This is a genomic window from Enhygromyxa salina (assembly GCF_002994615.1).
In the GTDB taxonomy this organism is placed as follows: domain Bacteria; phylum Myxococcota_A; class Polyangia; order Nannocystales; family Nannocystaceae; genus Plesiocystis; species Plesiocystis salina_A.
Genome location: NZ_PVNK01000197.1, coordinates 18679 through 29931, shown reverse-complemented (window position 1 = coordinate 29931; position 11253 = coordinate 18679). Strand labels below are relative to the sequence as shown.

Annotated in this window: 9 protein-coding genes; 7 read left to right on the top strand and 2 right to left on the bottom strand. The window is 67.0% G+C overall.

Going from position 1 to position 11253, the window contains the following annotated elements; all coding sequences use genetic code 11:
- The first annotated feature begins 424 nt into the window (after positions 1 to 424).
- A complete protein-coding gene (locus tag ENSA5_RS22840) occupies positions 425 to 2341 on the top strand; it encodes a CRTAC1 family protein (protein WP_106393810.1) in 1917 nt (638 codons plus the stop codon).
- Between the two features lie 110 nt (positions 2342 to 2451).
- On the opposite strand, the gene ENSA5_RS38080 is transcribed toward ENSA5_RS22840, so the two are convergent.
- Positions 2452 to 3969, bottom strand: coding sequence for a P-loop ATPase, Sll1717 family (locus ENSA5_RS38080; protein ID WP_373422451.1), 1518 nt, complete (start codon positions 3967 to 3969; stop codon positions 2452 to 2454).
- On the opposite strand from ENSA5_RS38080, the gene ENSA5_RS38075 reads away from it, so the two are divergent.
- Together ENSA5_RS38075 and ENSA5_RS22830 are read left to right on the top strand one after the other, a co-directional pair.
- Positions 3922 to 4239, top strand: coding sequence for an ASPIC/UnbV domain-containing protein (locus ENSA5_RS38075; protein WP_181198044.1), 318 nt, complete (start codon positions 3922 to 3924; stop codon positions 4237 to 4239). The two genes, ENSA5_RS38080 and ENSA5_RS38075, sit on opposite strands and share 48 nt — an antisense overlap.
- A 52-nt stretch (positions 4240 to 4291) precedes the next feature.
- Positions 4292 to 4849 carry an SRPBCC family protein gene (locus tag ENSA5_RS22830; protein WP_106393808.1) on the top strand — a complete coding sequence of 186 codons (558 nt, stop codon included), beginning with the start codon at positions 4292 to 4294 and terminating at the stop codon, positions 4847 to 4849.
- A 17-nt stretch (positions 4850 to 4866) separates the two neighbouring features.
- Here ENSA5_RS22830 and ENSA5_RS38070 read toward each other — a convergent pair whose 3' ends face one another.
- Positions 4867 to 7302 carry a spermidine synthase family protein gene (locus ENSA5_RS38070; protein WP_106393807.1) on the bottom strand — a complete coding sequence of 812 codons (2436 nt, stop codon included), beginning with the start codon at positions 7300 to 7302 and terminating at the stop codon, positions 4867 to 4869.
- A 64-nt stretch (positions 7303 to 7366) separates the two neighbouring features.
- Here ENSA5_RS38070 and ENSA5_RS22820 point away from each other — a divergent pair, with 64 nt between their 5' ends.
- The 4 genes from ENSA5_RS22820 (at position 7367) to ENSA5_RS22810 (ending at position 11248) form a co-directional block, all read left to right on the top strand.
- On the top strand, positions 7367 to 7930 hold the full coding sequence (locus tag ENSA5_RS22820; RefSeq protein WP_106393806.1) for a CAP domain-containing protein: 564 nt from the start codon (positions 7367 to 7369) through the stop codon (positions 7928 to 7930).
- 31 nt (positions 7931 to 7961) lie between these two features.
- Positions 7962 to 9785: an acyl-CoA dehydrogenase gene (locus tag ENSA5_RS22815; protein ID WP_106393805.1), complete on the top strand. Its 1824-nt coding sequence runs from the start codon at positions 7962 to 7964 to the stop codon at positions 9783 to 9785.
- Positions 9786 to 9923: 138 nt separating this feature from the next.
- On the top strand, positions 9924 to 10724 hold the full coding sequence (locus tag ENSA5_RS36285; protein WP_146156008.1) for a hypothetical protein: 801 nt from the start codon (positions 9924 to 9926) through the stop codon (positions 10722 to 10724).
- Positions 10721 to 11248: a PIN domain-containing protein gene (locus tag ENSA5_RS22810; protein ID WP_181198043.1), complete on the top strand. Its 528-nt coding sequence runs from the start codon at positions 10721 to 10723 to the stop codon at positions 11246 to 11248. Before ENSA5_RS36285 ends, ENSA5_RS22810 begins: the two co-directional genes overlap by 4 nt.
- Positions 11249 to 11253 lie beyond the last annotated feature (5 nt).

Below are 11253 nucleotides of genomic sequence, written 5' to 3'. Positions count from 1 at the left end.
CTTGGACCCCCACAGCCGTCAGCTACTCTGCCACGCACGGCCGCGAGCGGCCGGTCGCTGCGTCGCTCCGCTCCTTCGCTCGGTGGGCTGGTATGTGCTTCGCCCTCGTTTGCGTGGCCCCCTAAAAGGGGGCGGCCTTGGACCCCCACAGCCGTCAGCTACTCTGCCACGCACGGCCGGTCGCTGCGTCGCTCCGCTCCTTCGCTCGGTGGGCTGGGATGTGCTTCGCCCTCGTTTGCGTGGCCCCCTAAAAGGGGGCGGCCTTGGACCCCCGCGGGCGTCAGCTACTCTGCCACGCACGGCCGGTCACTCGTTCCTTGCTCGGTGGGGCCCTGAAGGGGTTGTGGGGCAGGTGCTCGAACATCTGCGCTGCGCTCGACTCCGGGGTTCCAATGCTAGCAGCCCGGGCTGCTAGTCTCTCGCCATGCCTCGTCCCTGGTGTTGGCCCACGGGCCTGTCACTGGCCCTGCTCGCGGCCTGCCGCGGTCCGTCACTGGTTGACGACGACACGGCTGGCGTCACGACCAACGCCGATCAGGGCGCCGAGGAGTCCGAGTCCGAGACCGGCGATCCCGACGGCCTCCAGGCCTTCGAGCCAGGCGTGTGCGGCTCGTGGAACCCGCCGCCCGCGACACCCCCGAGCACGCCGCCGCCCGAGCGAGCCTGCGGGCAAAACCAGGCGTGTCCCGTGTTCAGCGAGGTCGCCGAGGCCGCCGGGCTCGGGACCGTGCAGTTCGTCCCCACCCACCCCTCGAAGCTCGACTGCATCTTCCCGTGGGCGACCGCGGGCGGGCTGAGCCCGCGCCAAGACTGCGAGCCGCAGTGGTTCACGGGCGGGGCCAGCGTCGGCGACGTCGACGGCGACGGCTGGCCCGACGTGTTCATGACCCGGCTCGCGGCGCCCGATCACCTGTTCCTCAACCAAGGCGACGGGACCTTCGTCGACATCGCCGCGCAGGTCGGGCTCGACGCCTGCAGCTGGACCAACGGCTCGGTGTTCGGCGACATCGACGAGGACGGCGACCTCGATCTGCTGGTCACGACCGTCGGCGACACGAGCTACCAGCTGTGGATCAACCTCCTGAGCGAGACCGGCGAGCTGCGCTTCGAGGATCAGGCGGCCGCGCGCGGGTTTGCGCTGAGCTCGGCGGCGATGCACTCGGGCGAGAGCGTGACCCTCGGTGATCTCGACCGCGACGGCTGGCTCGACGTCCACGTCAACGAGTGGCTCCGCGTCGAGCACTCGCCCGCGCCCGAAGATCCGGACTTTCAGGCCCACGGCGGGCGCCTGCTCCACAACCTCGGCGGCGGCAGCTTCGAGGATCTGACCTCGGCCTACGGGGTCGAGCTCGCGGGCCTCGACCCCGACGGGATCTTTGCGTTCTCGTCGACCTTCGTCGACCTCGACGGCGACGGCTGGCAAGACCTCGCGGTCGCCGTCGATTTTCACCGCTCGCGCATGTTCTGGAGCACCGGCGGGCTCAGCTTCGAGGACGGCAGCATCGACGCGGCGATCAACAAAGAGTCCAACGCGATGGGCAGCACCTTCGGCGACGTCGACGGCGACGGCGACCTCGACTGGTTCGTGACCTCGATCGCCGAGCCCGACGAGTGCGAGGAGGGCGAGCTCCCGCCGTGCTGGTCGGGCTCGGGCAACCGGCTCTACAGCTACGCGGGCGCCCGGGAATTCTCGCTCGCAACCGACACCGCCGGGGTCCGCGACGGGGCCTGGGCCTGGGGCACCGTGTTCTTCGACGCCGACAACGACGGGGATCAAGACCTGGCCCTCGCCAACGGCTGGCCCGGCCGCGACCTCCACGGCGGGCTCTACCACGCCGACACGCCCACGCGCCTGTGGATCAACAATGGGCCCGGGAACGAAGCCGGCGTCATGAGCGAGGAGGGCGAGGCCCGCGGCGTGTTCGACACGGGCCTCGGCCGCAGCCTCGTCGCCTTCGACTACGACCGCGACGGCGACCTCGACCTCCTGCTCACCAACCACGCCGGGAGCCCGAGGCTGTTTCGCAACGACGGCGGCAATCAAAGCGCGTGGCTGCGCGTCGCCGTCGAGGGCACGAGCTCGAACCGCGACGGCCGCGGCGCCAAGGTCCGGGTCCAGGTCGAGCCCGACGGCCCCTGGCAGGTCCGCGAGGTCGGAGCCGCGAGCCACTTCCTCGGCGAGGGCGAGCTCATCCAGCACTTCGGGCTCGGGCCCGGCTTCGACCTCGAGGCCGACACCGTCCACCGCGTCGAGGTCGAGTGGCCGGCGAGCGGGATCGTCCAGGGCTTCGACGAGCTCGGCGGCGGCCAGACCCTGCTCGTCGTCGAGGGTGAGCCCTGATGGCCTGACGCCTGGGTTTGGGCGCTGCTATGCTCCGCGCCAGGAGTCCCCCATGGCCACACCGGACAAGCTGAGATCATGCGCGGCACTCGGCCACCAATAGCCCAAAGCTATAGAACGCCGAGGGCGAGAGCGTATGCTGAATGGATCTCGAACCAGAGCGAATCATCAAGCGGATGAACCGTCTCATTGAACGGTTTCGCAACATCTTTCCGATTCAACTTCGCCAGCAACACTCCCGTTTTGAGCATATGAAGAGCAAGGCGCAGGGGGTGCCCCGCCGACTCGGTCGCCCACCCCGGCATTTGCTGTGCGTCGGAGGCTTCGGCCACACGGAGGGCGAAGAACTCAAAGTCGGCGTAGCCAAATGATTTTTTCTGTCCACGCAGAAGCAAGGCCACCTTTCGCAAGTCGGGGTACAACACGCGGTGAACGGTTTCGTTGTCTTGAAGAAACTGATCCGAACACTCTCGCAACACTTCCAGATGCACACTTCGCTCTACCAGACTCCCCCCAAGTTCCTGAGTCCGCAGTATCGATCGCTCGACGATCTGGATCGCTCGACGCGGATTCCCGCTCGCCACCGCCCACATTTTCTCCCGTGAGCAATCGGGAGAAAATATAGTATCAAGACTCTTGTCGTTGGGATCCTTGCCATGGTGTTGGATGCGGCGCTCGACCATCTTCGCCAGCGACCCTGCTTCCCAGGAAACATGGACGAGCGAGTCCCGCATTTTATCGGCATTATCGATATTCAATGTGGCAAAAATATCTTTTCGCATTGAGATGCAGGACGACACCCGACGGCCACGACCACGCGAGAGGCTCTCGGCGGCGACTATCAATTGTTCAAGGAGGACCCGCTGGCCTGTCTCCGCATTCCAGTCCTGATCCAACTCATCGAAAAGAATTAGGTAGTCATGGTCCAGAGTCTCATCAAGCCGCCGCTCCAACTCCCGCAGATCATGCAGCACGCTATGTCGACTCATCGTCTCAGATGACTCGCGGGTCTGCAGCCGAGCGCTTGTAGCCCCGCCAGCATTAACATGCTCAAGTTCAATCTCAGCGACCAGTGCGACAAAACGGTCAGCCATAGACTGCTCTCTCTCTGGAGAGTAAGCTTTTTCGAACAGCCGCTTTGCCCGCCTTGCGTCCCCTCGGAACCTAGCCTTGAGGAGCTGCCAAAGGCCTTCGAAGTCATGAAACTCTCGACGCACGATCTCAACGCATATAAGATAGGTCCACAACGTCTTGGCAAACCACCGCTGATCAATACCCGCACTGGGCTCAATGAGCCGATCTTTTGTCAAAGAGAATATCGCTATATCCTCGGGTTTCAACTTTACCACACGACGGGGCCTACCTTTGAGCTCATTTGCGAGCATCTCTTGAATGGCAGATTTGCCCACTCCCTTGTCGCCGAGCAAGATGAAGAAATTCGGGAGTCCCCCCGCTATTCTGCCTACATAGCGCTCCTTTTCTGTGTAGTAGGCGGCCAAGCCATGTTCTCGCTCCGCGACCGATCCTCCCAGAGGTTGATGTCCTTTGAATCGCTCCGAGAGCGCCCGCAGGCCACGTTTTTGCCTACTCCTAGCCGAGCGTCGGCCTTTCCCTTTGTTCCGCGCCATCAAGAGCGACGATATCACTTCCGGGCGCAACAGAAAACAATCATCCGCGGATCGCGGAACGCGCACACAGCGCAGCGCACAATCGGAGCCGCGAGCCACTTCCTCGGCGAGGGCGAGCTCATCCAGCACTTTGGGCTCGGGACCGGCTTCGACCTCGAGGCCGACACCGTCCACCGCGTCGAGGTCGAGTGGCCGGCGAGCGGGATCGTCCAGGGCTTCGACGAGCTCGGCGGCGGCCAGACCCTGCTCGTCGTCGAGGGTGAGCCCTGATGGCCTGACGCCTGGGTTTGGGCGCTGCTATGCTCCGCGCCAGGAGTCCCCCATGGCCAAGAAGATCGCCCTCGGCGCCCTCGCCCTCGTCGCCTTGTTCGTCGTCGTCGTGCTCATCCTCGCCGCGACCAAGGCGGACCAGATCCACGTCGAGCGCAGCCTCGTCATGCGCGGGACCCCAGCCGACGTGTTCCCCCACGCCAACGACTTCACCAAGTTCGTCGAGTGGATGCCCTGGGCCGAGCTCGACCCCGAGCAGAAGACCGAGTTCTCCGACCCGCCCGCGGGCGTCGGCGCCTGGTACACCTGGGTCGGCAACGAGCAAGTCGGCCAGGGCCGCATGGAGATCCTCTCGGCCGAGCCGGACAAGATCGTGGTTCACAAGCTCGAGTTCATCGAGCCCTGGCCCGGCGTGGCCGAGTCGAGCATCAGCATGAAGGCGGTCGGCGAGGACCAGGTCGAGGTCACCTGGGCCTTCAGCCAGGACGCCGCCTTGAGCGCCAAGGTGATGATGGTGTTCATCGACATGGACACGATGCTCGGGGCCGACTTCGAGAAGGGCCTGCGCAAGCTCCAGCCCCTCGTCGAAGCCGAGCCCGAGGCGGGCTGAGCTCGGTCAGCGCCCCGTCAGCGGCCGAGGTGCCAGGTGCAGCCGAGCAGGAGCAGGTAGCACCCGGCCCCGACCGCGAGGGTGACCGGCACGCCCCAGACCATCGAGCAGCCCAGGGCCAGCCCGCTCGCGCACACGCCCGCGGCCCCGTTGATGCCCCACAGCCACGGCCCGAGCTCGGGCCCGCCGTCGAGCTGCCGTCGGCGCTGGACCAGGCGCAGCCCGAGCGGGAAGCCGAGGCCCATGCCCAGGGCCGGCACCGCGACGGTCAGGATCCCGACGAGCACCCTGGCCGCCATGCTGCCTCCGACGAAGGCCTGAGTCAGCGGGCCCGAGGCCAGGACCGCGCTCACCACCAAAATGAAGGGCGCGATCGGATAGAGGCGCGCGAGCTTGCCCCCGCGCTCGAGCGGGAGCTTGACCGAGGCGAGGCTGCCGATGCCCGTGAACAAGATGATCCCGCCGAGCAGGACCGCGAGCGCGATCGTGGGATGGCCAAGGAACACGTTGAGCCGCGAGAGCAGCCCGATCTCCACGAACATGAAGCCGAGCCCGATCAGCGCGAAGTAGGCCGTGGCCGCGGCGAGGTCGCGCCCGCCGAGCTCGCGCAGCTCGCGACGCCGAGCGAGGAGCGGCCCGATCACGGTGATCAGGGTCAACAGCAAGCTGACCAGGGTCGCGTAGACCAGGGTCTGGGTCGCCTGGAGGTTGCCGAGAAACGCGACGTCGAGCTCGTCGACGGCCTCGGGGTGCGCGAGCCAGGTGTCGGGCTTGAGGGTGTTGAAGAAGAACGGGCGGTCGTCGGTCGGCGGGGTCAGATCCAGGGCCTGGCTGCGGGTCCAGGCCCACAGCGCGTCCTGGCTGTCGAGCGCCCACAGCTGCTTGAGCGGCCCGTCGTGGAGCGGCCCGCGGCGCGGGGTTGCGAGCATCGTGAAGCCCTTGGCGACCGCCGCTTTTTGCATCTTGTCGATGTCGCGCTCCGACAGCGGCGTCGGCGAGAGCAGCAAGGTCGCGACGTTGAAGTTCTGGAGCAGGACCAGGTGCTGGTGCGGATCTTCGACGCCGCGGCGCCACAGGACCTCGAGCCCGAGCGCGAGCATCCGCGCGGTCTCGCCCGGCGACTTGGGGTGGTACCAGCGCGAGACCGTGTAGATCCCGTCGTCCTCGAGCCGATCCACGAACACCTGCCAGGCCTCGACGGTGTACAGGCCGTTCTCGGACAGGCTGTAGCTCCCGGCCCCGGTCGAGGCCCAGGTGTCGATCAGCGACATGGTGATGACCGAGAAGCGCCGCTGCTCCCGAGACATGTGGCTGCGGGCCTCGTCGGACACCAGCTCGACGCCGGGGATCTGGGTCAGGCGCGAGTAGTCGGCCATGACCTCGGTGTGGAGCTCGACGATCAGGTCGTTGAGCTCGACGCCGACGATCGGGGTGTGGCCGAAGTGGGCGGCGACGAGCACGTCGCGGCCGCCGCCGACGCCGATGATCGCGGCCGGGCCGTCGGGCCGCAGCTGGTGCGCGAACGAGGTGATGTCCCAGTCGATGTGGCCGTGGCGGTCGAGCTCGTCGCCGTGCTCGAACATCATCGTCGCGGCCGCGCCGTCGATCTTGATCGCCCGCTGCGGCGTCGGCTCGCGCAGCTCGAGCGGCATCAGCCGGCTCCCGGCCCACATGTGCGGCGGGACCTCGATCGTCTTGTCCACGCTGACCCGCGAGTAGGTGTTCCAGCCGACGTACTCGAAGCCCTCGGGGTCCTCGGGCGCGGCCTTGACCCACGCCGGGCGCAGCGGCGGGAACTCGGCGCTCGCGTTGCTCAGGCCGAGACCGACGAGCGCGACCGACAAGGCGACGCCGCTGCCGAGCTGGCGACGCCCGGCCGGCCCCCGCGCGAGCCCAAAGCACAGCGCGCCGACGGCCCCGACCGCGGCCGCGACCAGGGCCGCGCTCGCGGCGTCGAGGGCGTCGAGCAAGGGGATGACCAGCGCGCAGCCGAGCGCGGCGCCGCACAGATCCACGCCGTAGGCGATCGAGGCCGGCAGCCCCGCGCGGGTCAGGGCCAGGGTCAAGGTGATGCCGCCGAGGGCGAAGGGCACCGCGAGCGCGCCGCCGTAGGCCAGCAGCGCGAAGAAGTCCATGAGCCCGTCGATCGGCAGCAGCGGGATCGCCATCGCGAGGCCGATCGCCACCGGGGTCGTGGCCGCGAAGGCCAGCGCCGACTGGCCGAGGCGCTCGGGCACCTTCTCGTCCGTGAACACGCCCGGGAGCAAGAACACCGCGACCGCGCCCGCGGTCATGCCCAGCATTGCGAGCGAGATCACGAAGAACGCGAGGTGGTACCAGGCGATCACGCTGGTGATCCGCGTGAGCAGGACCTCGAGCATCAGGGTCGACAGCGCGACCGCGAAGATCCCGACGTAGGTGAGCGAGCGTGACGTTGGTTCCGCACCAGCCAAGGTCCGCGCAGGCTACCAGAAAGACCGCGTCGCCCGTGCGCGGTCCTGTTGTATAGATCTGCGCGTGGCTCGGCACGCACACGCCCCGCAGACGCTCGGCCTCCTCGGCGCCCTGGCGATCTGTGCCTGCACCGAGGGCGAGCCCGAGCCCCCCGACGTGCCCGCCGAGCTCGAGTACTGCGCACCCGTGCGCGATTGGGAGCCCGCGCGCGCCGAGCTCGAGGAGGAGGTCCTGGTCCTGCTCAACGAGATCCGCGCACGCGGTGCCAGCTGCGGCGACGAGGGCTTCGCTCCGGCCGGGCCCCTGACCATGAACCCCGCCCTGCGCTGCGCCGCGCGCAGGCACGCCCTCGACATGGGCGAGCTCGACTTCTTCTCCAACCTCGACCCCGACGGCCTCGGCTTTGCCGAGCGCGCCGCGATGGCCGAGTACGACGCCACGCCGCTGTTCCAGACCATCGGCGCCCGGCAGTCGACGGCCGAGGAGGTCGTCACGGCGATCATGGGCAGCCTCGGGCTGTGCGCGCAGGCCATGGACCCGGCCGCCAACGAGGTCGGCATCGGCCACGGGCCCGACACGGACGCCGAGTACGTGCGCTACTGGGCCCAGGTCTACGGCGTGCGCTGACTTCTTCGGGGGCCCGTGCGACACTGCCCGAATGTCCGCGCCCAATCCGCTGATTCGTGATCGCGACGTCGAGTTCCTGCTCTACGAGGTCCACCACATCGAGCGGATGTGTGAGCTGCCAGCGTTCGCGGACCACGAGCGCGAGACCTTCGAGCTGTTCCTGGCCAGCGCCGCGCGCCTCGCCCGCGAGCAGCTGTACCCCTTGTTCCGCGAGATGGACGAGCAGCCGCCCGAGCTGATCGACGGCCGCGTCCACGAACACCCCAAGATGGGCGAGCTCTACGCGAGCATGGTCGAGCTCGGGATCTTGACCGCCGGGCGGCCCGAGTCGGTCGGCGGCGCCCAGCTGCCCCAGTCGATCACCACGATCGCGTACATGTACCTGATGGCCGGCAACGCCGGGGCGTCGGGCTACCCGCTGCTGACCGCGGGCTCGGGCCACCTGATCGAGAGCTTCGCCAGCGACGAGCTCAAGGCCATGTTCATGCGCCGGATGTACGACGGCGAGTGGAGCGGCACGATGTCGCTGACCGAGCCCCAGGCCGGCAGCGGGCTCGGCGATCTGACCACCAGCGCGACCCCGATCGAGGGCCGCGAGGGCGTCTACAAGATCCGCGGCAGCAAGATCTTCATCTCCGCCGGGGATCACCAATTCCTCGACAACATCGTCCACCTGACCCTCGCGCGGGTCGTCGGCGATCCCGCGGGCACCCGGGGGATCTCGCTGTTCGCGGTCCCGCGCATGCGGCCGACCGCCGACGGGGGCCTCGAGTTCAACGACGTCCACACCAGCCAGCTCGTCCACAAGATCGGCTGGAAGGGCCTGCCGAGCCTCGGCCTGAGCTACGGCGAAAACGACGACTGCCACGGGTGGCTCGTCGGCGAGCCGTGCAAGGGCCTGCGCTACATGTTCCAGATGATGAACGAGGCCCGGCTGCTCGTCGGCGCCAACGGGACCGCGACGGCCTCGGCCGCCTACCACGAGTCGCTGGCCTACGCGCGCGTGCGGACCCAGGGTCGGCGCCTCGATCAGGGCGGGGCGCGCGGCGGCGACACCGGCCCGATCCCGATCATCGAGCACCCCGATGTCCGGCGCATGCTCCTGCGCCAAAAGGCGATCGTCGAGGGCAGCATGAGCTTGCTGATCACGACCGCCCGCTACGCCGACCTCGCCGCCCACGGTTCGGATCCGGCCGAGCGCGCCCGGGCTCAGCTGCTCTACGACATCCTCACCCCGGTGACCAAGAGCTTCCCGGCCGAGCGCGGGTTCGAGTCGACCAGCCTCGCGCTCCAGATCCACGGCGGCTACGGCTACTCGAGCGAGTACCTGCCCGAGCTGTGGCTCCGCGAGCAGCGGCTCAACAGCATCCACGAGGGCACGACCGGCATCCAGAGCCTGGATCTGCTCGGGCGCAAGGTCGTGGCCGAGGGCGGCAAGGCGCTGATGACCCTCGACGAGGAGCTCCGCGTCGACATCGAAGACGCGCGTCGCTGCGGGGTCGACGAGGAGCTGTGCGACACGGTCAAGATCGAGCTCGGGCGCGTGGCCGGCCTGACCCAGGTGCTCGGCGCCCGGGCCCTCGGCGGCGACGTCATCGGCATGCTCGCGCACAGCGTCGACTACCTGAACCTGTTCTCGAACTTGGTCATCTCGTGGCAGTGGCTGCGGATGGCGGCCGCCGCCTGTCGCGGGCTCGGCGGCGAGGTCGACGACGAGGGGGCCGCCTACTACCGGGCCAAGATCGAGGCCGCGCGCTACTGGATCCGGACCGACCTGGCCGACAACGCCCGGCTCGCGGTCCTGTGCGAGAGCGGCGAAGACTCGTACCTCAAGGTCCCCGACAGCGGCTGGTGAGGGTCGCCCCCGGCCGCTCGCGCCGAGCGCGTAACATGCGGTCGGCGCGGACCGCGAACCGTGAACCGCTGGTCTGAGTCCGATCACCCAGCACTTCGCTCGCGCACGAAGCCCCACCATGCGCTACCCTGGCCTGGGATGGCCAAAGCCCCGCACAAGCCACCGAACGGCGACGTGGTCGAGTGGACTCTTGACGGAAAAGCCAACGGCAAGAAAGTACTGCCGACCAACTTCGATGTACCAACGGTGCTCGCCGCAGCCGCGGCCTATCTTCAACTCCTGGTGTGGGTGGCCGAAGATGCAGACGTCACGCTTCGATTCTCCGGTCTCACAATCGAGCCGGGTAGTGTTCGATTCTGCGCGCGGCCAGATCGCCCGGATGTGGCGCGGCTAGCAGCAAAACAGGCAGACAAATACATCGCCGGGACCGTGCCTGTTCCCCGCGGTGCCAGGGGGCGAGTCGACAATGTAGTCCATCACCTGCGGATGGTGCCCGCCGGGCAACAGGTTCGTGTCTCGATCGGAAAATATAGCCAAACACTTCGGCCATCCACTCCCGATCAAACTGCCCCCCGAGTCGAGTTGGCAGACATCCGCGCCAAACTCGTGCAAGTCTCGATCGAGCCCCCCGGCGCAAAGTTTCGCACTGACCGCTTCGGCCTGCTAAAGCTCCACCTCACAGAGGAACGAGCCAGGGAATTGGGAGGCATGCTCGGCAGCACAATGGATTTATTCGCGGAGATCTCTCTGACCGACGAAGGCAAAGTCGATGCGGGGCACCTTCTAGACTTCACCCCCCTTTCAAGCGTGAGCGGAGACGAGGAATTTGAGGTCTGGAAACAGTGGTTTTCGAAAGCGGGGTCCGCCTGGAAGGACGTCGACGACATCGAGGCCGAACTACGCCTCATGCGCGACGGCAGCAAGGAGGACGCACAGTGACCTCAAACACCCCGCAGAGCAATGATGGCGAGATCGACATCGCATTGCTGCCCCGAAAGTGCCTGATTGATACAAATATAGTGATCCGCGCCTTGGGTGAGCGAACCGACAGAGACTCCGTCTTGTGTGAAAAATTCTTTCGCGCCATGTTTCGTGCGGAAGGCCATTCCATGTATGTGGCCGCCCCGACTCTCGCCGAAGTACTGAGAGGGAACCCAAACACGCGGATCCCATCAACGCCATCGATTGTCCATGTACCATTCGATCGCCGGGCGGCAGAGATCATTGGCAGGGATCTTCCCATCAGAGTGCTCAAGCTCGAACGGGAGAACCACGCGGTTCCAATCTCGTACCTCAAATACGACGCCATGATTTGCGCCTGCGCCAAACTCGCCCAAGTCGATTGCATCCTGGCCCTCGACGGCGACTTTTGGAAGTTGGCTCCCCACGTCGAGATTCCGGTAAAGTACCCACGAGATTTCTTGGCGGCACAACTCTCACTCGTCGGCTCCGACGAGGATTGAACAAA